This window comes from Microbacterium sp. A8/3-1 (assembly GCF_040267695.1).
Lineage (GTDB): Bacteria > Actinomycetota > Actinomycetes > Actinomycetales > Microbacteriaceae > Microbacterium > Microbacterium luteolum.
Genome location: NZ_CP158357.1, coordinates 1,879,918 through 1,903,736, shown reverse-complemented (window position 1 = coordinate 1,903,736; position 23,819 = coordinate 1,879,918). Strand labels below are relative to the sequence as shown.

Sequence of the window (23,819 nt, the reverse complement as noted above, 5' to 3'; positions counted from 1 at the left end):
GATAGTGTCGAAGCATCCGACAGAACGGGAGCATCGTGCGGATCGACACTGCGGCACAGCGCGTCATCTGGAGCGCCAGCGATCTGAAGGCGGCCGCGGAATGCGAGTTCGCCTGGTGCCGTGCGATCGACGCGAAGCTCGGCCGCGTGCCGGCCGTCGAGGAGCCGGAAGACGCCACGCTGAAGCGCGCCGCCCTGCTCGGAGATGTGCACGAGCAGAACGTGCTCGCGCGGTACGTCGAAGAGCTCGGTGACGACAGGGTCCACCAGATCGAGAAGGTCTCGTCCGTCGATGCCGACGCTCTCCGTGCAGCCACCGACGAGACGGTCGCGGCGCTCGAGTCCGACGCGCTCGTCGTCTTCCAGGCCGCGTTCGCGACCGAGGAATTCGTCGGATTCGCCGACTTCCTGCGCAAGGACGACGATGGTCGCTGGCGCGTGCAGGACTCGAAGCTGGCGCGCAAGGCGCGGGTCACCGCCCTCATGCAGCTGGCGGCATATGTCGATCAGCTCGACCGGCTCGGCATCCCGCGGTCCGATGAGGTCGACCTGATCCTCGGCGACAGCACCCTCAGCACGCACAGTGTCGACGATCTCCTTCCGCTCTTCCAGGTGCGCCGATCGCGGCTGCGGGCGCTGATCGCCGATCGCCGCGTCGGCGATGGTGCGACCGGTGCTCCGCTCGCCTGGGGCGACGATCGCGACGACCTGCAGATCGTCGCGTGCGGTCGGTGCGCCACCTGTGAGGAGCAGGTTCTCGCACACCGGGACCTGCTCATGGTCGCGCGCATGCGTCCGGTGCAGCGCGCACGTCTGCGCGCGTCCGGCATCGACACGATCGATGCCCTCGCGACGGCATCCGAGGCCCCCGTCGGCATGAACATCGATTCGTTCGAGACCCTCCGCGCGCAGGCGCGCCTGCAGATCCGCGCCGATGCCGAGGGCCTGCCGACCTACGACGTGCACTACGCCCCGGCGATCCACACCCTTCCGCTCCCCAGCCACGGCGACATCTTCTTCGACTTCGAGGGCGACCCGCTCTACACGGAGCCGGCGCCGGACGGCGAAGCGCACTGGGGGATCGACTACCTTTTCGGCTGGGTCGACAACACGGATCAGTACTCGGCCCTCTGGGCGCACACCTTCGAAGACGAGCGTCGGGCTCTCGGAGCGTTCCTCGACTTCGTGAAGGTACGACGGGCCGCGCATCCCGCAATGCACATCTACCACTACGCGCCGTACGAGACCTCGCATCTCGTGGCGATGGCGGCTCGGCACGGAGTGCGGGAAGGGGAGGTCGACCGGCTGCTGCGCGAGGGCGTGTTCGTGGATCTGTATCCGCTCGTGCTGCGCACTGTCCGGGTCGGCTCGCGCTCGTACTCGATCAAGAAGCTCGAGCCCCTCTACATGGGCGACGACGTGCGCACGAGCGATGTGCAGAAGGGCGACGACTCGATCGTGCAGTACGTCGCGGCGCGAGAGCTCGCCGCCGCGGGGGAGCAGGCCGAAGCGGATGCCGTGCTGGCCGACCTCGCCGACTACAACCGCTACGACTGCGTCTCCACCCGTCGGCTGCGCAACTGGCTGATCGACATCGCCCGGAAGGAGGGCGTGACACCGGCGCCGCCGGACGAGATCGACGAGGTGATCTACGAGCCCTCTCCGCGGTCCGTCGCCCTGGTCGCCGACGCGGAACGCGCTGTCGATGCCGGTGGCGACGGGCTCGTGCACCGCATCGCGGCGGCGGCGATCGACTACTTCCCTCGCGAGGCGAAGAGCTTCTGGGTCTCGCACTTCCAGCGTCTGCGCGAGCCCGTGACGATGTGGGACGGCACCCGCGACGTGGTGCGGGTCGATCGACCGTCGTCGACGGTTCGCCGGGATTGGAGCATCGGCGAGGGGCGACGGGCGATGTCCCGTGACATCGAGGTCCGCGGCGAGGTGTCGCCGGGAACGACATTGGGCGTGGGTGCGCAGCCCTTCGCGCTGTACGAGGTGCCGGCGCCGTTCGACACCGAGGTGCCGTCGCGGGCGGTGCACGTGCCCCACACGGTGACCGTGTCGGAAGTGCTCGACGACGGCTATCTGCTGACCGAGTCCGCGGTGCAGGGGCAGACGTGGGACGAACTGCCACTCGCCCTCACGCCTGCCGCGCCGCCGCGGGTGGTGTCGCTGCAGGGTGCGATCGACGAGTGGGCCGACGCCGTGCACGCCGCAGCGCCGGGCTTCCCTGCCGACGCCGCGACCGACATCCTGCGACGCCTTCCGCCGCGCACTGCATCGGGTGCGCCGATTCCCGAGGCCGGCGACGATGTCATCGACGCGATCGTGCGCGGTGTCCTCGATCTCGACCGCAGCTATCTGGCGGTGCAAGGACCTCCCGGAACGGGCAAGACCTACACCGGGTCGCGGGTGATCGCCCGGCTGGTGAACGAGCACGGTTTCAAGATCGGCGTCGTCGCGCAGTCGCACGCCATCATCGAGACGCTGCTCGATCGCGTGGTCGCCGACGGAGTGGCGCCGGCGCAGGTCGCCAAGGCGCCGAAGGACAGCGAGGCCGAGACCTCGTACACCGCGATACCGAAGAACGGCATGGCGTCGTTCCTCGCCGAGCATGCCGACGAGGGGGCCGTCGTCGGCGGAACCGCCTGGGACTTCAGCAACACCCAGCGCGTCGATCGGGCCGGTCTCGACCTGCTGGTGATCGACGAGGCCGGGCAGTTCTCGCTCGCGTCGACGATCGCTGTCGCGGCGGGCGCCAAGAGGCTGCTCCTCCTCGGCGACCCGCAGCAGCTCCCGCAGGTCAGTCAAGGCGCTCACCCCGAGCCGGTCGATACGTCGGCCCTCGGCTGGGTGATGGACGGCGATCCCGTCGTGCGTCCGGAGTACGGCTACTTCCTGGCGCGCTCGTGGCGGATGCATCCGCTCGTGGCCGCGCCCGTGTCGAAGCTCGCCTATGCCGGGAAGCTCGCATCGGCACCCGGCACGGAGCGCCGGTCGGTCGACGGCATCGAGCCGGGGCTGCACGTGATTCCTCTCCGGCATCGTGGCAACGCGACCCAGTCGCCGGAAGAGGCTGCCGAAGTGGTGCGTCTGGTCCGTGACCTCGTGGGACGGCCGTTCACCGACAACGATGCGGATGCCACGACCAGGCCGCTCGAACAGTCCGACATCATCGTCGTCACGCCGTACAACGCGCAGCGCCAGCTCGTCCTCGATGCGCTGGCGGAGGCAGGGTTCCCCGATGTGCCGGTCGGCACGGTCGACAACTTCCAGGGGAAGGAGGCGGTCGTGTCGATCACCTCTCTGGCGGCGTCGAGCGGACGGGATGCTCCTCGGGGTCCGGAGTTCCTCCTGCTGCAGAACCGGCTCAACGTCGCGATCTCCCGGGCCCAGGCCGTCGCCTACCTGATCCACTCCCCGGCGCTGCTCGACGACCTGCCGTACACGCCCGAGGGGGTCGCCCGCCTCAGCGCCTTCGCTCGTCTGGTCGGAGCAGCGGAATGAGCGCAGCCCTGCACGGGACCGACGACATCCTTCGCGCCGCGGCATCGTGGGCGTGGTTCCCGCGAGACAGCGAGCGGGCCGACGATCACCTGCTGCTCGTGCGCTATCCGACGCGGTTCGGAGGAGGAGTCCGCGGCTCGCAGGTGCGCTCGTCGTCGGACGCCGCGACGGTGCTGGATCACGCCGTCGAGCGAACGAGGGAATGGGGCGAGGCGCGGCTGACGTTCTGGACCAATCCTTCGGACGGCCCCGACCTCGAGGAGGAACTGCGGCGACGCGGTGCCGAGCACATCGACACGGTCGCGGTGCTCGCAGGCGCGATCGACGAACTCGCCGTCGACGTGCCGCCGGAGGCGACGGGCGAGGTCGTGCGCACGCTCGATCAGGTGCGCGCTGTCGATGCGATCAACGTGCCGGTGTGGGAGCAGGCTCCGCTCGACGATGAGGGTCTCCGCGTCGAGCTGGGCGAGGTGACCGCCCGGCGCGAGACCGGTGAGGGCCTGCGCGTGCTCGGACGCCTTGACGGCCAGCCCGTCAGCACCGGTGGGTGCACGATCCTCGACGGCTTCACACGACTCTGGGGCGCGGCCACTCTCCCGGAATTCCGCGGCCGAGGGGTATACCGGGCCGTGCTCGCCGAAAGGCTGCGCGCGAGCATCGGACTCGGCGCGACGACGGCACTGGTGAAGGGCCGCGTCGCCACCTCGGCGCCGATCCTCACCAGAGTCGGATTCCACCACTACGGCGATGAGCGGGCGTATCGCCTGGACCTCGCGTAGATCCGTCGGCGAGGGAGCGAGCTCGAGAACTCAGACCGTGCCGTAGAGCCGGTCGCCCGCGTCGCCGAGTCCGGGCACGATGTACCCCTTCTCGTTGAGACGCTCGTCGAGCGCGCCGAGCACGAGCGTGACATCGCGATCACCGGCCATGGCTTCGATCGCGGCCACGCCCTCCGGGGTGCCGAGCAGGCAGATCGCGGTGACGTCCTTCGCGCCGCGGTTGAAAAGGAACTGGATCGCCGCCGCGAGCGAGCCGCCCGTCGCGAGCATCGGGTCGATGGCGAAGCACTGCCGGTCGCTCAGATCGTCGGGGAGACGTTCGGCGTAGGTCGTCGGCTCGAAGGTCTCCTCGTCGCGGACCATGCCGAGGAAGCCGACCTCGGCGGTCGGAAGAAGCTTGACCAGGCCCTCGAGCATGCCCAGGCCGGCACGAAGGATCGGCACCACGATCGGGCGCGGCTCCGAGATCTTCACGCCCGTCGTCGTCGTCACCGGCGTGGTGATCTCGATCGGGCTGACCTTGACGTTGCGCGTCGCCTCGTACGCGAGCAGCGTCACGAGCTCTTCGGTGAGCTGCCGGAAGACCGGCGACGAGGTGCGCTGGTCGCGCAGCACCGAGAGCTTGTGGGTGATGAGGGGGTGGTCGGCGACGTGAACACGCATGGGTACAGGCTAATGCGCGGCGCGGCTCCGCACGACATCGGTACCGCCGGATGCCGGAGACGGCTGTCGTAGGCTCGACCCATGACCGCCGCCGACGACCTCGCGATGCGACGCGCGCTCGTGCTCGCCGCAGAGGCGGCCGCCGCCTCGGAGATCCCGGTGGGCGCCGTCGTCGTCGATGCCGAGGGCCGCATCATCGCCGAGGGGCGCAACAACCGCGAGGAGACGCACGACCCCACCGGCCACGCCGAGGTTGAAGCGCTGCGCCGTGCTGCGGCATCCGCCGGCTCCTGGAATCTCCAGGGGCACACGCTCGTCGTGACGCTGGAGCCGTGCATCATGTGCGCCGGCGCGATCCTGCAGGCGCGGATCAGTCGCGTCGTGTTCGGGGCGTGGGACGACAAGGCCGGTGCCGCAGGCTCCCTGTACGACGTGCTGCGCGACCGCCGCCTGCCGTACCGGGCGGAGGTCATCGGCGGCGTCGAGGCGGAGGCCTCCACTGCGCTGCTCCGCGACTTCTTCGAGCCGCGGCGCTGACTAGTCCGAGGACTTGAGCACGAACACGTCGGTCGAGGGCTGCGGGTCGATCGCGGGGCGGTACACGTCGGGCTCGATGTAGACGACCCGTGCGACCGGCACGGCTTCGCGGATGCGGGCCTCGATCGCGTCGATGTCGTCGGCGGCCTCGCGCAGCGGCTTGTCGGCGCTGAGCGCGATCTTCGCGGCGACCATCAGCTCGTCCGGACCGAGGTAGAGGGTCTTCATGTGGATGATCTTCTCGATCTCGTCGCCGGCGTTGATCGCGTCGACGATCCGGTCGTAGTCGGCCTGCGTTGCACCCTCGCCGACGAGCAGGCTCTTGGTCTCGACACCGAGCACGATCGCGATGAGCACGAGGAGCACGCCGATCATGACCGTGCCGAGCGCATCGAAGACCGGGTTCCCGGTGATCAGCGTGAGACCGACGCCGAGCAGCGCGAACGTGAGACCTGTCAGCGCGCCGACATCTTCCAGGAGCACGACGGGGAGCTCCGGCGCTTTGGAGCGGCGCACGAACGAGACCCACGACTGCCCCTTCTCACGAACGAGGTTGCTCTCGCGGACGGCCGTGCGCAGCGAGAACGACTCGAGTCCGATCGCGATGACGAGGACGACGAGGGGCAGCCACCACCACGTCTTGTCGAGTTCGTGCGGGTGCGTGAGCTTGTCGACGCCTTCGTAGATCGCGAAGAGGCCGCCGACGGAGAAGAGGATGATCGAGACCACGAACGCGTAGACGTAGCGCTCGCGGCCGTAGCCGAACGGGTGGGAGCGGTCGGCCTCGCGCCGCGCCTTGCGTCCGCCGAGCATCAGGAGCAGCTGGTTGCCGGAGTCGGCGACCGAGTGGATGGCCTCGGCGAGCATCGACGCGGAACCCGAGAGCGCCCAGGCGACGAACTTCGCGAGGGCGATGCCCAGGTTCGCCAGGAACGCCGCGACGATGGCCTTGCTGCCTCCGGATGCACTCATGCCACGAGTCTAGAACTGCTCCCCGATGGATTCCGGAGCGCCCGCCGTAGGATGACGACATGGCTGAATCGCTTCCCTCTCTCGCGTTCCTCGGTGCCGGTTCGATGGGGGGCGCGATCCTCCGGGGTGTCGTCGCCTCCGGCATCCGCATCGACGGCGGGATCACCGCGACCAACCGCACTCCCGAGAAGGCCGCAGCCTTCGACGACGTCGACGGCGTCACCAGCATCGCGCTCTCCGAGCAGCCGGAGGGCAACGCGGATGCCGTCGCCGGAGCGCGCATCGTGCTGGTCGGGGTCAAGCCGGCGATGGTGCCCGATCTGCTCCGCGAGATCGCCCCGCACCTCGCCGACGATGCGATCGTCGTGAGCGTTGCGGCGGGCGTGACGCTCCAGACCTTCGCCGACGTCCTCGGCGACGATGCCCGCGTAATCCGCTCCATGCCGAACACGCCGTCCACGGTCCGCAGGGGCGTGGCGGGACTCGCTGCCGGAGCATCCGCGACGGCCGAAGACCTGGCGCTGGTCCGACGCCTCTTCGAGACCGTCGGCGCGGTCGTCGAGGTGCCCGAGTCGCAGATCGACGCGCTCGGGACGATCTCGGGTTCCGGCCCGGCGTACGTGTACCTCCTGATCGAGGAGTTCACCAAGGCGGCCGTCGGGCTCGGCTTCAGCGACGCGAATGCCCGTCTGATGGCGGAGCAGACGTTCATCGGCGCGACAGCGCTGCTCGAGGCGTCAGGAGAGGATCCTGCCGAGCTGCGCCGCCGCGTCACGAGCCCGAAGGGCACGACCGAGCGCGCGATCGCCGTGCTGCAGGACGCCCAGCTCGACCGCACATTCTCGGATGCGGCCGCAGCAGCTCTGGCCCGCTCCAAGGAGCTCGCGGCAGGAGCCTGAGCGATGCGGCTGCTGATCGCCGGGGAGATCTGGTACTGGCGCGGCCCCGCGCCGTTCCACTTCGTGACCGTGCCGCCCGCCGAGAGCGAGATGATCCACGAGATCGCCTCGGTCGTGACCTACGGCTGGGGGATGATCCCCGCGACCGTCACGATCGGCGCCACCACCGTGACGACGGCGCTCTGGCCGAAGGACGGCGGTTACATCGTGCCGATCAAGAAGGCGCTGCAGGACCGTGAGGGCGTGACCGTGGACGACGTCGTCGAGGTCGCCCTCGACATCGACGCCTGATGGCCGGCGGAATCAGGCGAACGCGCGGAATCAGGCCGTTTCGTGGGGAATCGGCCTGATTCCCCATGATTGCCTGAATCGACGAGGTGCCGCGGGGCCCGGTGTGCGCGACCGGACGCCGGGTCAGCGGTCGAGGGCGGCGAAGCGCTCGATGTCGCTGTTGGTTCCCGACACGATGATGAGGTCGTGGTTGGTGACGATCGTGTTCGCCTCCGCATAGCGGAACGGCTTGCCGGGGCTCTTCACTCCGACGACGGTCACCTTGTACTTCGAGCGCACGCCGGATTCGTTGAGTCCGACGCCGCGGATGAACTTCGGCGGGTACATCTTGGCCAGCACGAAGTCGTCGTCGAAGCGGATGAAGTCGAGCATCCGCCCGCTCACGAGGTGCGCGACGCGCTCGCCGGCCTCGCGCTCGGGGTAGATGACGTGGTTCGCGCCGACGCGGGCGAGGATCTTGCCGTGCGACTGCGACACGGCCTTGGCCCAGATCTGCGGCACCTTGAGGTCTACGAGGTTAGCGGTGATGAGGACGGATGCCTCGATCGACGAGCCCACGGCGACCACTGCGACCTGGAAATCGCCGGCGCCGATCTGGCGCAGCGCGTCGATGTTCTTCGCGTCGGCCTGCACGGTGTGCGTGACGCGGTCCGACCACTTCTGCACGAGCTCGAGGTTGTCGTCGATCGCGAGCACCTCGCGGTCGAGCCGGTCGAGCTCGCCAGCGCACGCGGCGCCGAATCGACCGAGACCGATGACGAGGACGGGAGCGTCGCCCCGGAGGACTTCAACCAACGATCGGCCTTTCCACGGGCAGCGAGTAATACTGCGATCGCGACGTCGCGGCGACTGCCGCGGCGAGAGTCACTGTACCAACGCGCCCCATGAAGATGGTCGCTGCCATCACGTAGGACGCCGAATCGGGAAGCTCCGCCGTGAGACCGGTCGACAGCCCGACGGTGCCGAACGCCGAGATCACGTCGAAGAGCACGTGACTGATGTCGGCCTTCGTGATCTGCGCGATGATGATGGTCGACAGGGCCACGATCGTGGCTCCCCACGCGACGACGCTGAGCGCGACGCGCTGCACATCGCTGGGGATGCGACGGCCGAAGACCTCGACGGACTGGCGTCCCTTCGCCTCCGACCACACGGCGATCGCCAGCACGGCCAGCGTCGTGACCTTGATGCCGCCGGCGGTCGATGCCGAACCGCCGCCGACGAACATGAGCATGCTGGCGGCCAGGAGCGAAGACCCGTTCAGGTCGTCCATCTCGATGACGTTGAACCCGCCGGAACGGGTCATCGCCGACAGGAAGAAGGCCTGGAACGTCGTGTCGGCGGCATCCATCGACCCGAAGGTCTTCGGGTTGGCGTACTCGAGGATGAGGAACACGGCGGCGCCGAGCACGAACAGCAGCACGGTCGTCACGAGGGTGAGCTTCGTGTGCAGAGACCATTTCTTCACGTGCCAGACGTGTTTGGCCAGCGTGTAGATGACCGGGAAGCCGATGCTGCCCAGGAACACGCCCACCATGAGCAGGAAGAGAACGAGGTAGTCGTCGGCGAAGACCGCGACACCGCCGTCGTTCGGCGCGAAGCCCGTGTTGGTGAAGGCCATCGCCGCGAAGTACGGCGCCTCCCACAGGGCGGCGATGGGATCGACCTTCGCCATCACGAGCGCGGGGTAGAGGAGTGCAGCGAGGGAGGCTTCGATGATCAGGGCGGACACGGCGACCGTGGTGAGCAGCTGGCCGACCTCGCCGAGGCGCACGGTCTGGCTCTCGTTCACGACTCCGCCGTGCGCGCGCAGAGGGTTGGTGTCTCCGGCGGCCATCAGCTTGGCCCGCAGTCCGAGTCGCCGGGAGATGAGCATGCCCATGAGCGAGGCGAGCGTCAGTACCCCGAGCGCACCGATGTTGACACCGACGAAGATGACGACGTGGCCGAAGGGCGACCAGTAGTTCGCCATGTCGACAGTCGCGAGACCCGTGACGCAGATGGTGGACACGGCGATGAAGAGAGCGTCACTCAACGGGGTGACCGTGCCGCTCGCCGAGGCGATCGGCAGGGACAGCAGCACGGTGAACACCAGGATGAGCAGAGCGAAGACGACGATCGCGAAGCGCGACGGCGACGAGGTGACGATGTGCTTGACCCAGTCGGCGACGCCTTCCAGGCGCTCACGAGGAGACGACGCCGAAGCGATGCCCGACATCGCGTCCCCCTTCGTCCTGCGCCTGCCCGCTGTGCGGTCACACGGCGCCTTTCGCCGAGCCTTCGTCATGGTACTCCGTGCCGGGGACGACTACCCTGATCTCATGACGGACATCTTCGACGTGATCGCAGACGGTACGAGGCGCGACATCCTCCAGCTCCTGCTGCGACGCACGGCCGAAGGCGAGTCGGGCACGAGCGTGAGTCACATCGTCGCCGACCTCGGCATCAGTCAGCCCACGGTGTCGAAGCACCTCAAGGTCCTGCGTGACGCCGAGCTGGTATCGGTGCGCGAAGACGGGCAGCGCCGCTTCTACAGCCTCTCCGTCGAGCCGCTCGAGGTCGTCGACGACTGGCTGGTGCCTTTCCTCGTCGACGCGTACGGCGACGATGCGCCTGACATCGACTACCCCGTCATCCCGCTGACCGACAGCGCCGCCCACGCGGCCGAGGTGGTCGGCCGTGCCGCGGCATCCGCCAAGCATGTCGTGACGTCTGCGCTCAAGCGCTTCGGCGCCTGACGGCATCCGCTCGGGCGGTCGCATTCCGCTCCGGACATGACTCGCCCCTGATGACAGGGGGGCATGTCATCAGGGGCGATCCGCGGGCCCCAGCCCGCGTGGACTCGGCGGTGCCGGCACAAGTCCTGCCGTCACCATCGCAGGTCTGGCTGGGTGGAAGGCCCGCAACAGCTATGCCTCAGCTGGGACTCCGTCCGTCCTCCGCGGTTCCCGGTGTCATCGGCGGGCGGCCTTGCGACGGAAGAGCCATGCGCCCCACATCACCGCGACAAGAAGGATGAGCAGGCACCAGCCGATCGCCCACCACGGCTCGTCGTGCAGCGGCGCGTCGGTCAGCAGTCCGCGGATGGTCTCGACGATGGGCGTGATCGGCTGGTTGGCGGCGACGGGCTGCAACCACGCTGGCATGCTGGCCACCGGGACGAAGGCGCTGGAGAGGTACGGCAGGAACAGCAGCACGAAGCCGTAGCCGTTGGCCCCCTCGGGGCTGCCCGCGGCGAGACCGATCGCGGCGAACAGGTACGTGATCGCCAGGATGTAGAGCGCGATCAGACCTGTCAGGGCGATCCACTCCAGCAGCGTCGCGCTCGGCCGGAAGCCGACGAGGATGCCGACGCCGATCACGATCGCCGTCGCGATGAGGTTGCGCAGGACGCTGGCGACCACGTGTCCGGTCAGCACGGCTCCGGCGCGCAGCGGCATCGTGCGGAAGCGGTCGATGATCCCGGTGCGCATGTCGTTCGCGACATACACGGCCGTCGACGACGCGCCGAAGCCGGCGCAGGTGAGGATGATCCCCGGGACCACGTAGTCGACGTAGGCGCCGGAGGGATCGATGGCTCCGCCGAACACCCACGTGAACATGAGCATGAGCATGATCGGGAGCATGATCGCCATCAGCAGCGATTCGCCGTCGCGCAGGGAGTGACGCAGGCTGCGGCCGACGAACACGGCCTCGGCCGTGAGTCCGCGCAGGCGAGGCCGCGGCGCGGGGAGCGGGGGGACGGATGCCGTGGCGCGGGGCGCGGCGATGGCGATGTTCATGCGAGCTCCTTCGAGGTGCGAGCAGCGGGTGAGGTGACGGCGAGGAACACGTCGTCGAGTGTCGGACGACGCAGAGTGACGATGCCGTCCGCGCCTTCCTCGTCGAGCAGGTCGAGGGCACGACGGAGGTCGGGGATCGATCCGTCGGTGGGGATCTCGCGACGGAGTTCGCCGCGGGAGTCGTGCAGCTCCACGGTGTCGCCGCCGATGCGGGACTTCAGCTCCGCCGGAGTGCCGAGGGCGGCGATCCTCCCGTCATGGAGCACGGCGATCCGGTCCGCGAGCTGATCGGCCTCCTCCAGATACTGCGTGGTGAGGAAGACCGTCGTGCCGGCGCTCGCGAGCTGGCGGATGATGTCCCAGAGGTCGCGCCGGCTGCGCGTGTCGAGGCCGGTGGTCGGCTCATCGAGGAACAGAACCTCGGGTGTCACGACGAAGCTGAGCGCGAGGTCGAGCCGGCGACGCATGCCGCCCGAGAACGTCCGCACGATCCTTGCCGCGGCATCCGTCAGGTCGAACTGGGCGATGAGGTCGGCAGCGCGTCGCTTCGACGCCGCGCGGCCGAGACCCGACAAGCGGGCGAACATGACGACGTTCTCGGTGGCGGTCAGAGCGTCGTCGATCGCGGCGGACTGGCCGGTGAGACTGATCCTGCGCTGGACCTCGGCGCTCTGCGTGCGCACGTCCCATCCGGCCACCTCGGCCTTGCCGGCGTCGGCGGCGGTGAGCGTGGTGAGGATGTTGATCGTCGTGGTCTTGCCGGCGCCGTTCGGCCCGAGCAGGGCGAAGACCTCTCCGCGCGCGACGGTGAAGTCCAGGTCGTCGACGACGACCCTGCCCCGGAAGGCCTTGCGGAGACCCTGCACTGCGATGGCTGTGTTCATCGTTCGGTCCTTTCTGTGTATGGGAAAAACTGTGTACGTCCGAAACAACTGTGTATGACCGTAACACACTGTTTATCAAATAAACAGAAGTAGGATGAGCGCATGACTGAGACCGAGCCGCCGGAGCTGCCGCGGGGGATCGCGCTCGCCTGGGGCGTGGCCGCCGATCCGCAGCGGGGGCCCAAGCGCGAGATGAGCGTCGAGAAGATCGTCGATGCGGCCGTGGAGCTGGCGGACGCCGAGGGCATCGGCGCCGTCTCGATGGCCGCCGTCGCCGCCAAGCTCGGCTTCACGCCGATGTCGCTCTACCGCTACGTGAGTGCGAAGGACGACCTGCTGCTGCTGATGCAGGAGCAGGCGACCGGGCTGCCGCCGGAGAGCCACCTCGAAGCCGACGGCTGGCGGGATCGGCTGCTCGCCCTCTACGAGGAGCAGGTGCTCCTGTATCTCCGGCATCCGTGGATGCTTTCGGTACCGATCACGGGGTCGCCGATCACACCGAACAGCTCCGCGTGGCTGGACGCATCGCTCGCCGCGCTCGAGAGCACGCCTCTCAGCGCCGATGAGCGGATCGCCGTCGCGCTGGCGGTGACCGGCGACGCGCGGTGGTGCGGGATCGTCCAAGCCGGCTACACCGCGCAGTCCCGCGGCTCCGGGCTCACCCCCGAAGAGGTCGCCGTGCGCGAGGCGACGCTCTACGACCGCGTGATCACCGCCGACGAGTTCCCGGCTCTTCGCCGCGCGATCGAGGAGGACGTGTTCCTCTCCCCGGCCGACCCCTTCCGGTTCGGCGTGGAACGGATGCTCGACGGTGTCGCCGCCTACATCTCGACGCTCGATCGCGGCGAACCGCGTGATCCCGCGGGGGAGTGGGTCGCCCTGGACCCAGCCGAACTCGCCGGCGACCGCCGGCTCCGTGAGGCGCAGAAGGCGGTCCGCGAAGCCGAGAAGATGCTGCGCACGGCGCGCAAGATCGAGCGACAGACCCTGCGCGAGGCCGGAGAGCGACTCGCGAAGGCGAAGAAGATCGGCTGACACGCGCCTCGGGCGGCGAGTCGCCTGCAAGATGGGGGAATGACGACCGACTTCAGAGCGCATTTCGACTTCACGATCGCCTTCGCCAACGGCGGCGGCATGCAGGGTGAGGGTTTCCGTCTCGACGTGCCGCGCGAGGAGATGACGTCGGATCAGGTGGGCGCGCTTCTCGTGGCGCACCTGGGCCTGGCGCTCGTCAGCGAGGTCACGATCCGCGACCTCCTGATCGTCGCCGAGACGCATCGCGGCAGTCGCGGTGTCGACGCACAGGGCGACGTCGACGCCCCCGCCGCGACGCGCGTCATCGATCTCAGCCACCCGATCGAGGCGGGGCTGGTCACCTACCCCGGCCTTCCGGCGCCCACCATCACGTCGCATCTCACGCGCGAGGACTCGCGAGCCAGGTACGCGCCGGGCACCGAGTTCGCGATGGACATCATCACCATGATCGGGAACACCGGCACCTATATCGACTCGCCGTTCCACCGCTACGCGGACGGCGGTGACCTGGCATCGCTCGACCTCGACACCCTCGTCGATCTGCCGGCCGAGGTCTTCCATCTGCGGGATGCCTGGACCGTCGAGCGGCGCGGCATCGCGGCGATCACTCTCGCGGATCGCGACCTCCGCGGCGCCGCCGTGCTGCTCGACACCGGCTGGGACCGGCACTTCGGGACGCCGGCGTACGGCGTGGGCTCGCCGTTCCTCACCGAGGACGGGGCCCGTTTCCTGGTCGACGCGGGTGTGCGGCTCGTCGGCATCGATGCGCTCAACATCGACGACACCGAGAGCGGAGGGGAGAGGCCGGCGCACAGCATCCTGCTCGCCGCCGGGGTTCACGTCGTCGAGCATCTGACCGGGCTCGACGCGGTGCCGCCGCGGGGTGCCCGGTTCACCGCGGCACCTCCCGCGGTGCGCGGCTTCGGCACATTTCCCGTCCGCGCGTTCGCGACGGTCGCCGCACCTCACTGATCACACGAGCCACATGGGTTTACAGGTGTCCCACCCACCCCATAGAGTGTGCACATCGAGAAAGGGGTACGTGGGATGCCCGAAGTACCTGACGTCCGGTTCCTCACAGTGGCCGAGGTCGCCGAGCTCATGCGCGTGTCGAAGATGACCGTGTATCGGCTCGTCCACGCGGGCGAGCTGCCAGCCATCCGCTTCGGCCGCAGCTACCGCGTGCCCGAGTCCGCCGTCGCAGACGCGCTGCAGCGGCCCATCGCCGACGTCGGCTGACGACTGAGGAGAGGATGCCGTGGATGTCAGCACGTTCTACGCCCTCTTCTCCACCACGTGCTTCACACTCACGGGGCTCTGGTGGAATGTCGTCCGTGCCCGACGCGACTGGACAGCCGACCCCGCGATGCGGCGCACGATCGGCGGCGTCTATCTCTCCTTCCTGCTCCCGGCCCTGATGGGCCTGTTCGCGCAGGTCGGGGGCACCGAGAACCCCCTGCTGTGGCGCATGTCGTTCGTGGTCGTCGCCGTCGTCGGCGGGGCATCCATGGTCCGCCTGGTCGCGCAGGCCGGTCGCGACGGCACTTCCGCGGCGATCCGCTGGACGCAGATCGGGTCCGTGGTCGTGTACGCGGCGATCGCCGTCATCGGCGTCGCGCCTCAGCTCGTGACACCTCTCGGCCTCACCGGTATCCAGGTCGAGGCGCTGCTCCTCATCGCGCTGGTCGCTCTCGGACACGCTCTGGTGTGGCGGTTCCTGGTCTCGGACGAGGTCCCGGACTGAGACCGCACAGAGAGCCCGCTCGGGTTTGCTAGACTGATCCGAGGCATTTTTTCGTGCCCGTTACCCGGGCGTCCGATTTTGCGCGACGCCCAGCCGCTGACTTAGTGAGGTTTCCGTGGGTTCTGTCATCAAGAAGCGCCGCAAGCGCATGGCGAAGAAGAAGCACCGCAAGCTGCTTCGTAAGACTCGCCACCAGCGCCGCAACAAGAAGTAAGCGGCCAGACACGAGCGCCTGTCTTCGGACGGGCGCTTTGTGTCTCTGCCCGCATGTCTGCACCGTCGAGAGGACGTCATGAAGTCGATCACCGTCACCGAGCTCGCCGAGCGCTCCACCACGCCGCTCGTCGACGTGCGCGAGAAGGACGAGTTCGCGGCGGGCCACGTGCCCGGTGCGGTCAACATCCCGATGTCCGAGATCGGCAACCGCCTGGAAGAGCTGCCCGGCGAGGCCTTCGACGTGATCTGCCAGATGGGCGGTCGTTCGGCTCGCGTCGTCGAGGCGCTCGAGGCGCGCGGCTACGACGTGACGAACGTCGAGGGCGGCACCGGGGAGTGGATCGCCCAGGGCCGCGAGGTCGAGGTGCCGTCGGCGTGACCACGCTGACCCTGATCGGCAAGCCCGACTGCCACCTCTGCGATGTCGCCTCCGAGGTGATCGACGCCGTCGTCGCCGAGCTGCCGGATGCCGCGGCGGAGCAGATCGAGATCGCCGAGGTCTCCATCGCGGACGACCCGGCCCTGTACGAGCTGTGGTGGGAGAAGATCCCGGTGGTGCTCATCGACGGAGAACACCACGCGCACTGGCGGGTGTCGCCCGACCGGCTGCGCCTCGCGCTCGAGGAGTCCGTCCGCGCCGTCGCGCTCAGCGATCAGAAGGAGTCGAGATGACCGTCCGCCATGTGGTGACCTGGAAGCTCGCGGCCGAGGATGCCGCCGAGCGCAGCGCGCAGGCGGCCGAGGTCGCCCGTCGCCTCAACGCCCTCGACGGCGTGGTGCCGCAGCTGCTGTCGATCTCCGCCGGTGCCAACATGGCGTACCCCGACGCGAACTGGGATGTGACCCTGGTCGCCGACTTCGCCTCGATCGACGCGCTCGAGGCGTATCAGGTGCACCCCGCGCACGAGGAGGTCGTCGCCTACGTGCGCTCGGTCGTCTCGTCGCGCGTCGCCGTCGACTTCGAGGTCTGATCGGCGTCGCCCGACCGATCCGGCGGCGACGGCATGGCAGAGATCACCTGGCACGGGGCGACCATCGCCTGGGCGCGCGTCGCCGACCTCGGTGACTTCACCGAGGCGGATCTCGCGGCGATGGGAGAGCGCCAACTCGCGAGATACCGGCAGCTGAGCGGGGCGCGAGCCGCGGGATTCCTGGCGGGGCGCGCGCTGATCCGCACGCTCGTCGTCGGTCTCGGTGGGGGCGACGACGTGCCGCTCGACAGCTCGTGCGCGCGGTGCGGTGAGGATCACGCCGCGCCGCGCACGCCGGGCTTCGTGCTCAGCGTCAGCCACGCGGAGGATCTGGTCGCGGTCGCGGTGTCCAGGGGATCGACGCCGCTGGGCGTCGATCTCGAGCGGAACTCCGCGGAGGACCGCGTCGCGGAGCTCGCGCCGATGTTCCCGGCGGGGAGCGCCCCCGACCTGGCCGGCTGGACCCGCATCGAAGCGGCCGTGAAGGCCGATGGGCGCGGGGTGGAGATCGATCCGAACAGCGTGCGTCTGGAACCGGCGCGCTCGGTCCCGCCGGGTGCAGGACCGCTCGTGTGGTCGGCCGTGCTTCCCGGACGCCGATCGCCTCTTCAGGTCGCGACCCTGCCCGGCCCGGACGGCCATACGCTCAGCGTCGCGCGCGGCTGACCGGGGGAAGAGCGGGCAGCGGCAGGTCGTCGAGCCATGCCCGCATCAGCGCGCGTCCTTCTGCTCCGGCGATCTCGTCGACCAGGCCGAGGAAGTCGTCGGTCGTCACGGCGAGTCCTTCGAAGCGGGACGCCCAGGTGCGCGTGACCGTGAAGAAGAGTCCGTCGCCGATCGTGAGCCGCAGCGCGTGGAGTGCGAGCGCCCCGCGCTTGTAGACACGGTCGTCGAACATGTCGGCGGGGCCGGGGTCGGACAGCAGCAGGTCCTGCGGAAGAGCCGCGAGGCGCGCGTGGTGGGCTCGCGCCTTCGCGTGCGCCGTCGCACCTCCCGACGCCTCGGACCACACCCATTCGGCGTAGCAGGCGAACCCCTCGTTCAGCCAGATGTCCTGCCAGCGGCTCACACCGACGCTGTTGCCGAACCACTGATGCGCGAGCTCGTGCGCGATCAGTCGCTCGCAGCTCTGCGCCCCGTCGATGTGGTTCGCGCCGAAGATCGCCATGCCCTGCGCTTCGAGGGGGATCTCGAGATCGTCCGGCGTGACGACGACCTTGTACGAGTCCTGCGGGTACGGACCGAAGGCCTCGACGAAGACGCGCATCATCTCGTCGAGGGGAGCGAAGTCCGCGCGCACACGCGGAGCGAGCGCCGTCGGGAAGTAGAGCCGACCAGGGGTGTCGCCGAGCGCGACCCTCTCATCCGCGTACTGGCCGATCTGCACGGTCATGAGGTACGTCGCCGTGGGCAGCGTCTGCTGGAACGTCCAGCGGGTGCGTCCGCGTTGCGTCGAGCGGGTCGCCGCCCCGCCGCTGACCACCGTGTACTCCGGGTCCGCCGTGAACTCCAGCCGGTACGTGGCCTTGTCCGAGGGGATGTCGTTGCATGGGAACCACGTCGCGGCGCCGGTCGGCTGCGAGGCGACCAGGGCGCCGTCTTCGAGCTCCTCCCAGCCGATCATCCCCCAGCGGGTGCGGCGCGGGGCCGGTGCTCCCGAGTAGTCCACCGTGACCGTGAACTCGTCGCCCGCCGCTCGCTCGGTGCCGAAGTCCACCTTGATGCGACGCTGATCCTGCCGGAAGGTCGCGCCGCGGTCTCCGCTCACCCGCACCTTCGTGGCCTTGAGGCCGACGAGGTCGAGCGAGACGTGCTTCGCCGCCTCCTGCATCCGCACCTGCAACGTGGCCGTGCCGACGAGGCGATTCGTCGGCACCCGGTAGTCGATCGAGAGGTCGTAGTGCAGCACCCCGAAGCGGCGGTCTCCGCTGTGCGGGGTGTAGGGGTCGACGGTCATGCGTCGGAGGCCTGGTACGAACGCACCTTGACGGCCCGCCAGGGGCCGATCGGGTTGCCGCTCCACCGGCTGCCGACGGGCACGAACTCTCCGCGCATCACGAGGGAGGCCGGGCCCACAGTCGCATCGGCGCCGATCGTCGCCGCAGGCAGGATGACGCTGTGCGGCCCCAGGGTCGCACCGTTCTCGAGGGTCACGGAATCGATGCTCATCACACGATCATGGAACAGATGCGTCTGAACCACACATCCGCGGTTCACGGTCGCGCCGTCGCCGAGGGTGACCAGGTCGGGTTCGGGAAGCCAGTAGCTGTCCGTCCAGACCCCGCGACCGATCTTCGCGCCGAGGGTGCGCAGCCAGATCGCGAGAGCGGGTGTGCCCGATGCCGCGTTGGCGAACCAGGGTGCGGCGACCATCTCCGTGAAGGTGTCCGACACCTCGGTGCGCCACACGAAGCTCGACCAGAGCGGATGCTCGCCGGCACGGATCGGACCGACGATGACCCACTTCGCGGCCGAGGTGATCAACGCCGCGAAGGCACCGGCGGCCAGCATCACGGCGGGGGAGAGCGCGACAGCCCACGCCAGGCCGACCGCCTCGATGAGTGCGGCCAGGGTCAGCATCACCGCCAGCCCGATCGCGCAGGTGACGAACACCGGGACGATCCGGCCCGCCTCCCAGAGGGCCCGAGCGACCCGCAGGCCGCTGCGGGGACGATACGTGCGCTCGAGGTCGGCATCGTTGACCACGCGCCGCAGACGGGTGGCGGGCGAGCCCAACCAGGACGATCCGGCCTTGGCCTTCAGCGGGGCCACCGAGAGGACGGCGACCAGACCATCCTTCGGGACGTTGTGCCCACCCGCGGCGAGCCCCGAGTTGCCGAGGAAGGCGCGCTTGCCGATCCTGGCGTTCGCCAACCGCATCCAACCGCCCTGGAGCTCATACGTGGCGACCATGGTGTCGTCGGCGAGGAAGGCGCCGTCGGCGATCGTCGTGAGCTTCGGGATCAGCAGCACGGTCGACGCCTCGACGTCGCGGCCGACGTCGGCGCCGAGGGCGCGCAGCCACAGCGGGGTGAACCCGCTGGAGTACAGCGGGAACAGGAACGTGCGGGCCGAGTCGAGCAGCCGCTCGGTCGTCCACGCCTGCCAGGCGACCCGGGAGCGCACGGGATGGATGCCCTCCGCCAGCCCGATGCCGAGCAGGCGGACGAGGACGAGTACGACGACCGCGAAGACCGCGCCGGTGAGGAGCACGGCCGGCACGAGCATCGCGAGGATCCCCGGCACCGCGGCGAGCAGCGAGTCGGCGCCGCGGATCCCGGACGCGAGGAGAGCACCACCGGCGCCGAACGCGAGCAGCGGCAGGACGCCGAGGGCGGCGGACGACGCCGCGTACGCCCACAGCCAGCGGCGCTTGCTCGGCGGGCGCGTCGGAGCGAAAGGCTGGGAGAGCCCACCTGTGCGGGCCGCGGGAGAACCGGCCCAGCGCTGACCCGCGCGCACCCGACCGAAGACCGCCGATCCGGGGGCGATCTCGGCTCGACGGCCGATCTTGGTGCCGGGGGCGAGCGTGCTGCGGGCGCCGACCGTGGCATCCGCGCCGATCCGGATGCTGCCGATGCGCACCGTGTCGCCGTCGATCCAGTAGCCCGTGAGGTCCACCTCGGGTTCGATCGAGGCTCCGGCCCCGATGTCGAGCATCCCGGTGATCGGGGGCACCGTGTGCAGGTCGACGTCCCGGTGGATGCGGGCGCCGAGCGCGCGTGCGTAGTACACGACCCACGGTGCTCCGGCGAGGCCGACCGGATCGACCTGCTGCGCGATCTGCTCGGCGAGCCAGAGCCGGAGGTGCACGCCGCCGCCGCGGGGATAGTCTCCCGGGCGAACGCCGGCGAGGAGGAGCCGGGCGGCCGTCGCCGCGATCGTCATCTTGCCCAGCGGAGTCGCGAAGACGAGCAGGCCCACCAGCACGACCCATCCTGAGACGTCGGGGAGGAACTCGAACCCGGGAGAGAGTCGCAGCAGCCAGCTCGCGGCGAGGAGGAAGAGGAGCCAGCGGATGCCGGTGAAGACGAAGAGCGGGAACCCGGCGATCGTCTGCACCCACTGCATCCTGCGCGGGGTCGGCCGAGGCTGGCTGAAGACGCGCTCCTCGTGCTCGGCCTCGGCGTCGGTCTCCTCTTCGACGGCATCCGCCATCTGGCGCAGCCGCGGAAGATCGTAGACGTCGGTCATGGTGAATTCGGGGGCCCGCGTCCGCAGGCGCGAGACGAGCTGCGCGGCGGCGAGCGAGCCGCCACCCAGCTGGAAGAAGTCGGCGTCCTCATCGGCCGGACGGATGCCGAGCACCGCGAACCACTGCTCGGCCAGCCAGGCCGATGTGCCGGAGAGCGACGAGTCTCCGGCGTCCCCGGAATCGAGCGGCCACGGGAGAGCAGCCTTGTCGACCTTGCCGGAGGTGCGCACCGGCAGATCGTCCACCGTCGCGAGGAGCGGGATGAGCGGAGCGGGCAGCGTCTCGGAGAGCTCGGCGCGCGCGATCTGGCGGTCGAACCCTTCGTCGGGCACGACGTAGCCGACGAGGACCGACATGCCGGTCTCGGTCTTCTGGACGACGACGGTCGCCGCGGACACCGCGGTGAGCGCCTGCAGCGCCGATTCGACCTCGCCCAGTTCGATGCGACGCCCGCCGATCTTGACCTGGTCGTCGGCGCGGCCCTGGAAGATCAGGCCCTCGGACTCGAAGCGGACGAGGTCGCCGGAACGGTAGGCGCGGTCCCAGCCCAGGGACGGCATGGCGGCGTACTTCTCGGCATCCTTCGCGGGGTCGAGGTATCGCGCGAGCCCGACGCCGCCGATGATGAGCTCTCCGGTCTCTCCCTCGGCGACGCGCTCGCCGGTGCCGTCGACGACCGCCAGCGACCAGCCGTCCAGCGGCAGTCCGATGCGCACAGGACCTGCCCCGTCCATCAGGGAGGCGCACGCGACGACGGTGGCCTCGGTGGGACCGTACGTGTTCCAGACCTCCCGACCGTCGGAGGCGAGGCGGGTCACCAGTTCGGGCGGGCATGCCTCTCCGCCGAAGATGAGCAGGCGCACGTTCTCGATCGCATCCTGCGGCCAGAGGGCGGCGAGCGTCGGGACGGTGGACACGACCGTGATGCCGTGGCCGAGCAGCCACGGGCCGAGATCCTCACCGGAGCGCACGAGCGCACGGGGAGCGGGCACCAGGCAGGCGCCGTGGCCCCAGGCCAGCCACATCTCCTCGCACGAGGCGTCGAAGGCGACCGACAGCCCGGCCAGCACACGGTCGCCCGGGCCGAGCGGAGCATCCTGCAGGAACAGCCGGGCTTCGGCGTCGACGAAGGCGGCGGCAGAGCGATGCGACACCGCGACCCCTTTCGGGACGCCCGTCGAGCCGGAGGTGAAGATGATCCAGGCGTCGTCCTCGACGGTCGGTGGCGCGATGACCGGGACGGCGGCCGTGCTCGGATGCGGGTTCTCACTGTCGAAGAGATCGGACGACGGTGCGGCGTCGGCGGGGAGGTACACGCCGCCGCCGGTGATGGTGCCGGTGACACGGGCCTCACGGAACACGAGGTCGGCGCGCTCTTCGGGGTCGTCGGCGTCGACCGGCACGTACGCCGCTCCCGCCGCCATCGTGCCCAGGATCGCGATGTACAGCTCACGTCGGCCCGACGCCATGCGGATGCCGACGCGATCGCCCGCACGAACGCCCTGCGCGTGCAGCAGCGCGGCGGTGCGCCAGACGCTCGCCAGCAGCTCGGCGTAGCTCAGGGCGCCGTCTGCGTCTTCGATCGCCGACGCCTCGGGATGCCGCGCGGTCGTCTCGCGGAGGATGTCGATGAGCGTCCGGGGCGGCGGTGCCTCCGCGCTGCGGTCCAGCGCCGTCTGCACGTCAGCGCGCAAGGAGGTCGATCAGTGCCGCCTTCGAGAGGCGGGAGTAGCCGACGTGTCCGGCGGCACGGGCGCGGGACCGCAGTTCGACGACCGTGAGCGCGCTCAGATCGCCCGTGGATGCTGGTGCCTCGACGGCGGGCGCCTTGATCACCGGCGTCTTGACGCGACGCGTCGGCGTGACGACCGGGGCGGGCGTCGCGGCAGGTGCGTCGACGGGGGCCGGGGCGATCACGGCACCCTTCGTCGGAGCCGTCTTCTTCGGAGCGCGGGACTTCTCGTCCGCCTTCTTCTCGGCCTTCTTCTCCGCCTTCTTCAGGTCGGCCTTCTTCTTGTCCGCCTTCTTCGCGGCCTCGAACCGGGCGGTGGCGACCTGCAGACGCTCGGTCGCCGCGGTGGCCGACTTGGTCACCTTCTTGGGCTTGTCGGCGACCTTCTTCTTCGACACCTTGGACGCGTCCTTCGCGTCCTCCACGAGCGGCTTGAGCTTCTTCGCGGCCTTCTTCGGCAGCGACTTGATCAGCTTCTTCGCATCCTTCGCCGCATCCTTGGCGGCGTCGACAGCGGCCTCTGCGGTGCGCTGTGCGGTGGTCTTCTTTGCCATGATCTGTTCTCCCTGCATCCGGAGCGTCGTCGCTCATGTCTTGGGCACAGAGGATAGTCACTCGAGGTGAACAGCCGGTGCCGCGCCCGCTGCATCCCGTCGGGTACGTCATGATTCGTCACACTTGCAACACAAATGTGATCCGCCGCAGTACCCTCCCGTTGGTCGGCGCGACGAGCCGCATGTTTAGATGATCACCTACCTGTCCGTGGGCGTCATTGCCCTCGTCTCACTCTGGAGTCGACATGCAACGTCGCAACATCCTCGCCGGCCTCGCTCTCGTGGCGACCGCCACCCTCGCCCTCGCCGGTTGCGCCACGGGCGCCGGTGACTCCGGCGGGGAGCCCGCCGCGGGCGACGAGTACGGCCTGGTCGAGGCGGGGACGCTGACGGTCTGCTCCGACATCCCCTACGCTCCCTTCGAGTTCGAGGGTGGCGACAACGGCACCGGCTACACGGGCTTCGACATCGACCTGCTCGACGCGATCGCCAAGAAGCTCGACCTCAAGCTCTCCGTCCAGGACGTCGGATTCGACGCGCTCCAGTCCGGAACGACCCTCGCGGCCGGCACCTGCGACATCGGCGCCTCGGCCATGACGATCACCGACGAGCGCAAGGCCAACATCGACTTCTCCGACCCGTACTACGAGTCGCTGCAGTCGCTGCTCGTGCGCACCGACTCGGGCATCAAGTCGATCGACGACCTCTCCGGCAAGAACGTCGGCGTGCAGCAGGGCACGACGGGCGAGGCCTACGCGACCGAGAACGCGACCGGCGCCCAGCTCGTGCAGTACCCCTCCGACGGCGAGCTGTGGCCCGCGATGCAGGCCGGCCAGATCGACGCCATCCTGCAGGACCAGCCGGTGAACCTCGAGCACGAGAAGGCCGACAAGGCCTACAAGATCGTCGAGGAGTACGAGACCGGCGAGTCCTACGGCTTCGCCTTCGCCAAGGGCGAGAAGGACGAGCTGCGCGAGGCGATCAACGGCGCGCTGAAGGAGCTGCAGGACGACGGCGACTACCAGACGATCTACGACAACTACTTCACCGCGAAGTAAT

Annotated in this window: 25 protein-coding genes; 16 read left to right on the top strand and 9 right to left on the bottom strand. The window is 69.3% G+C overall.

Translation table 11 applies throughout. The annotated features are described in order from the left end of the window. The first annotated feature begins 35 nt into the window (after positions 1-35). Together ABS642_RS09395 and ABS642_RS09390 are read left to right on the top strand one after the other, a co-directional pair. Positions 36-3,506: a TM0106 family RecB-like putative nuclease gene (locus ABS642_RS09395; RefSeq protein ID WP_350353108.1), complete on the top strand. Its 3,471-nt coding sequence runs from the start codon at positions 36-38 to the stop codon at positions 3,504-3,506. Next, positions 3,503-4,285: a hypothetical protein gene (locus tag ABS642_RS09390; RefSeq protein WP_350353107.1), complete on the top strand. Its 783-nt coding sequence runs from the start codon at positions 3,503-3,505 to the stop codon at positions 4,283-4,285. The genes ABS642_RS09395 and ABS642_RS09390 overlap by 4 nt, the downstream gene beginning before the upstream one ends. A gap of 30 nt (positions 4,286-4,315) precedes the next feature. Here ABS642_RS09390 and upp read toward each other — a convergent pair whose 3' ends face one another. After that, positions 4,316-4,948: a uracil phosphoribosyltransferase gene (gene upp, locus ABS642_RS09385; protein WP_350353106.1), complete on the bottom strand. Its 633-nt coding sequence runs from the start codon at positions 4,946-4,948 to the stop codon at positions 4,316-4,318. An 81-nt stretch (positions 4,949-5,029) separates the two neighbouring features. Here upp and tadA point away from each other — a divergent pair, with 81 nt between their 5' ends. Beyond that, positions 5,030-5,485 carry a tRNA adenosine(34) deaminase TadA gene (tadA, locus tag ABS642_RS09380; protein WP_350353105.1) on the top strand — a complete coding sequence of 152 codons (456 nt, stop codon included), beginning with the start codon at positions 5,030-5,032 and terminating at the stop codon, positions 5,483-5,485. Here tadA and ABS642_RS09375 read toward each other — a convergent pair whose 3' ends face one another. Continuing rightward, positions 5,486-6,457, bottom strand: a complete 972-nt coding sequence (locus tag ABS642_RS09375; protein WP_282214388.1) for a cation diffusion facilitator family transporter — start codon at positions 6,455-6,457, stop codon at positions 5,486-5,488. It abuts the gene before it with no gap. A 59-nt stretch (positions 6,458-6,516) separates the two neighbouring features. Here ABS642_RS09375 and proC point away from each other — a divergent pair, with 59 nt between their 5' ends. After that, positions 6,517-7,356 (top strand): pyrroline-5-carboxylate reductase, encoded by an 840-nt coding sequence (gene proC / locus ABS642_RS09370; RefSeq protein ID WP_350353104.1) that lies wholly within the window; start codon positions 6,517-6,519, stop codon positions 7,354-7,356. A 3-nt stretch (positions 7,357-7,359) separates the two neighbouring features. Further along, entirely contained in the window at positions 7,360-7,647 is a 288-nt protein-coding gene (locus ABS642_RS09365) for a DUF1905 domain-containing protein (RefSeq protein ID WP_350353103.1), read from the top strand. Positions 7,648-7,770: 123 nt separating this feature from the next. Here the strand turns inward: ABS642_RS09365 and ABS642_RS09360 are convergent, their stop codons facing one another. Together ABS642_RS09360 and ABS642_RS09355 are read right to left on the bottom strand one after the other, a co-directional pair. Further along, positions 7,771-8,442 carry a TrkA family potassium uptake protein gene (locus ABS642_RS09360; RefSeq protein WP_116634434.1) on the bottom strand — a complete coding sequence of 224 codons (672 nt, stop codon included), beginning with the start codon at positions 8,440-8,442 and terminating at the stop codon, positions 7,771-7,773. Then, complete coding sequence (locus ABS642_RS09355; RefSeq protein ID WP_350353102.1) at positions 8,435-9,865, bottom strand: potassium transporter TrkG; 1,431 nt, start codon at positions 9,863-9,865, stop codon at positions 8,435-8,437. Before ABS642_RS09355 ends, ABS642_RS09360 begins: the two co-directional genes overlap by 8 nt. 103 nt (positions 9,866-9,968) lie before the next feature. Between ABS642_RS09355 and ABS642_RS09350 the strand changes: the two genes are divergently transcribed. Continuing rightward, positions 9,969-10,385 (top strand): metalloregulator ArsR/SmtB family transcription factor, encoded by a 417-nt coding sequence (locus ABS642_RS09350; protein ID WP_282214384.1) that lies wholly within the window; start codon positions 9,969-9,971, stop codon positions 10,383-10,385. Between the two features lie 216 nt (positions 10,386-10,601). Here ABS642_RS09350 and ABS642_RS09345 read toward each other — a convergent pair whose 3' ends face one another. Further along, positions 10,602-11,429 carry an ABC transporter permease gene (locus ABS642_RS09345; protein WP_350353101.1) on the bottom strand — a complete coding sequence of 276 codons (828 nt, stop codon included), beginning with the start codon at positions 11,427-11,429 and terminating at the stop codon, positions 10,602-10,604. After that, positions 11,426-12,313 (bottom strand): ATP-binding cassette domain-containing protein, encoded by an 888-nt coding sequence (locus ABS642_RS09340; RefSeq protein WP_350353100.1) that lies wholly within the window; start codon positions 12,311-12,313, stop codon positions 11,426-11,428. Before ABS642_RS09340 ends, ABS642_RS09345 begins: the two co-directional genes overlap by 4 nt. Before the next feature lie 102 nt (positions 12,314-12,415). Between ABS642_RS09340 and ABS642_RS09335 the strand changes: the two genes are divergently transcribed. The 9 genes from ABS642_RS09335 (at position 12,416) to ABS642_RS09295 (ending at position 16,945) form a co-directional block, all read left to right on the top strand. Then, positions 12,416-13,348, top strand: a complete 933-nt coding sequence (locus ABS642_RS09335; protein ID WP_350353099.1) for a TetR/AcrR family transcriptional regulator — start codon at positions 12,416-12,418, stop codon at positions 13,346-13,348. 39 nt (positions 13,349-13,387) lie between these two features. Continuing rightward, positions 13,388-14,320: a cyclase family protein gene (locus ABS642_RS09330; protein ID WP_350353098.1), complete on the top strand. Its 933-nt coding sequence runs from the start codon at positions 13,388-13,390 to the stop codon at positions 14,318-14,320. Between the two features lie 75 nt (positions 14,321-14,395). Further along, the gene (locus ABS642_RS09325) at positions 14,396-14,587 is read left to right on the top strand and encodes a helix-turn-helix domain-containing protein (protein ID WP_046013605.1); all 192 of its coding nucleotides are present in this window, start codon (positions 14,396-14,398) and stop codon (positions 14,585-14,587) included. A 19-nt stretch (positions 14,588-14,606) separates the two neighbouring features. Next, on the top strand, positions 14,607-15,092 hold the full coding sequence (locus ABS642_RS09320) for a hypothetical protein (protein WP_282214379.1): 486 nt from the start codon (positions 14,607-14,609) through the stop codon (positions 15,090-15,092). Positions 15,093-15,207: 115 nt separating this feature from the next. Then, a complete protein-coding gene (locus ABS642_RS09315) occupies positions 15,208-15,306 on the top strand; it encodes an AURKAIP1/COX24 domain-containing protein (RefSeq protein ID WP_003792170.1) in 99 nt (32 codons plus the stop codon). Positions 15,307-15,384: 78 nt separating this feature from the next. Further along, on the top strand, positions 15,385-15,687 hold the full coding sequence (locus ABS642_RS09310) for a rhodanese-like domain-containing protein (protein ID WP_282214378.1): 303 nt from the start codon (positions 15,385-15,387) through the stop codon (positions 15,685-15,687). Beyond that, the gene (locus ABS642_RS09305) at positions 15,684-15,980 is read left to right on the top strand and encodes a glutaredoxin family protein (protein ID WP_350353097.1); all 297 of its coding nucleotides are present in this window, start codon (positions 15,684-15,686) and stop codon (positions 15,978-15,980) included. The genes ABS642_RS09310 and ABS642_RS09305 overlap by 4 nt, the downstream gene beginning before the upstream one ends. Then, entirely contained in the window at positions 15,977-16,279 is a 303-nt protein-coding gene (locus ABS642_RS09300; protein ID WP_350353096.1) for a Dabb family protein, read from the top strand. Before ABS642_RS09305 ends, ABS642_RS09300 begins: the two co-directional genes overlap by 4 nt. Positions 16,280-16,312: 33 nt before the next feature. Beyond that, positions 16,313-16,945, top strand: a complete 633-nt coding sequence (locus ABS642_RS09295; protein WP_350353095.1) for a hypothetical protein — start codon at positions 16,313-16,315, stop codon at positions 16,943-16,945. On the opposite strand, the gene ABS642_RS09290 is transcribed toward ABS642_RS09295, so the two are convergent. From ABS642_RS09290 to ABS642_RS09280, 3 genes are read right to left on the bottom strand one after another with little or no spacing between them, the layout of a single operon-like run. Then, a complete protein-coding gene (locus ABS642_RS09290) occupies positions 16,926-18,236 on the bottom strand; it encodes a M1 family metallopeptidase (RefSeq protein WP_350353094.1) in 1,311 nt (436 codons plus the stop codon). The genes ABS642_RS09295 and ABS642_RS09290 overlap by 20 nt on opposite strands. Next, complete coding sequence (locus tag ABS642_RS09285; RefSeq protein ID WP_350353093.1) at positions 18,233-22,168, bottom strand: Pls/PosA family non-ribosomal peptide synthetase; 3,936 nt, start codon at positions 22,166-22,168, stop codon at positions 18,233-18,235. The genes ABS642_RS09290 and ABS642_RS09285 overlap by 4 nt, the downstream gene beginning before the upstream one ends. Beyond that, complete coding sequence (locus tag ABS642_RS09280) at positions 22,158-22,760, bottom strand: hypothetical protein (protein WP_350353092.1); 603 nt, start codon at positions 22,758-22,760, stop codon at positions 22,158-22,160. The genes ABS642_RS09285 and ABS642_RS09280 overlap by 11 nt, the downstream gene beginning before the upstream one ends. Before the next feature lie 245 nt (positions 22,761-23,005). Here ABS642_RS09280 and ABS642_RS09275 point away from each other — a divergent pair, with 245 nt between their 5' ends. Further along, positions 23,006-23,818 carry a basic amino acid ABC transporter substrate-binding protein gene (locus ABS642_RS09275; RefSeq protein ID WP_282214371.1) on the top strand — a complete coding sequence of 271 codons (813 nt, stop codon included), beginning with the start codon at positions 23,006-23,008 and terminating at the stop codon, positions 23,816-23,818. The last annotated feature ends 1 nt before the right edge of the window (position 23,819 follow it).

What these genes read in the sequence shown, in the direction of transcription:
- ABS642_RS09390 (WP_350353107.1), top strand. Translation starts at nt 3,503, where the DNA reads ATGAGCGCAGCCCTGCACGGGACCGACGACATCCTTCGCGCCGCGGCA.
- upp (WP_350353106.1), bottom strand. Translation starts at nt 4,948, where the DNA reads ATGCGTGTTCACGTCGCCGACCACCCCCTCATCACCCACAAGCTCTCG.
- tadA (WP_350353105.1), top strand. Translation starts at nt 5,030, where the DNA reads ATGACCGCCGCCGACGACCTCGCGATGCGACGCGCGCTCGTGCTCGCC.
- ABS642_RS09375 (WP_282214388.1), bottom strand. Translation starts at nt 6,457, where the DNA reads ATGAGTGCATCCGGAGGCAGCAAGGCCATCGTCGCGGCGTTCCTGGCG.
- proC (WP_350353104.1), top strand. Translation starts at nt 6,517, where the DNA reads ATGGCTGAATCGCTTCCCTCTCTCGCGTTCCTCGGTGCCGGTTCGATG.
- ABS642_RS09365 (WP_350353103.1), top strand. Translation starts at nt 7,360, where the DNA reads ATGCGGCTGCTGATCGCCGGGGAGATCTGGTACTGGCGCGGCCCCGCG.
- ABS642_RS09355 (WP_350353102.1), bottom strand. Translation starts at nt 9,865, where the DNA reads ATGTCGGGCATCGCTTCGGCGTCGTCTCCTCGTGAGCGCCTGGAAGGC.
- ABS642_RS09350 (WP_282214384.1), top strand. Translation starts at nt 9,969, where the DNA reads ATGACGGACATCTTCGACGTGATCGCAGACGGTACGAGGCGCGACATC.
- ABS642_RS09345 (WP_350353101.1), bottom strand. Translation starts at nt 11,429, where the DNA reads ATGAACATCGCCATCGCCGCGCCCCGCGCCACGGCATCCGTCCCCCCG.
- ABS642_RS09340 (WP_350353100.1), bottom strand. Translation starts at nt 12,313, where the DNA reads ATGAACACAGCCATCGCAGTGCAGGGTCTCCGCAAGGCCTTCCGGGGC.
- ABS642_RS09335 (WP_350353099.1), top strand. Translation starts at nt 12,416, where the DNA reads ATGACTGAGACCGAGCCGCCGGAGCTGCCGCGGGGGATCGCGCTCGCC.
- ABS642_RS09330 (WP_350353098.1), top strand. Translation starts at nt 13,388, where the DNA reads ATGACGACCGACTTCAGAGCGCATTTCGACTTCACGATCGCCTTCGCC.
- ABS642_RS09325 (WP_046013605.1), top strand. Translation starts at nt 14,396, where the DNA reads ATGCCCGAAGTACCTGACGTCCGGTTCCTCACAGTGGCCGAGGTCGCC.
- ABS642_RS09310 (WP_282214378.1), top strand. Translation starts at nt 15,385, where the DNA reads ATGAAGTCGATCACCGTCACCGAGCTCGCCGAGCGCTCCACCACGCCG.
- ABS642_RS09300 (WP_350353096.1), top strand. Translation starts at nt 15,977, where the DNA reads ATGACCGTCCGCCATGTGGTGACCTGGAAGCTCGCGGCCGAGGATGCC.
- ABS642_RS09295 (WP_350353095.1), top strand. Translation starts at nt 16,313, where the DNA reads ATGGCAGAGATCACCTGGCACGGGGCGACCATCGCCTGGGCGCGCGTC.
- ABS642_RS09290 (WP_350353094.1), bottom strand. Translation starts at nt 18,236, where the DNA reads ATGACCGTCGACCCCTACACCCCGCACAGCGGAGACCGCCGCTTCGGG.
- ABS642_RS09280 (WP_350353092.1), bottom strand. Translation starts at nt 22,760, where the DNA reads ATGGCAAAGAAGACCACCGCACAGCGCACCGCAGAGGCCGCTGTCGAC.
- ABS642_RS09275 (WP_282214371.1), top strand. Translation starts at nt 23,006, where the DNA reads ATGCAACGTCGCAACATCCTCGCCGGCCTCGCTCTCGTGGCGACCGCC.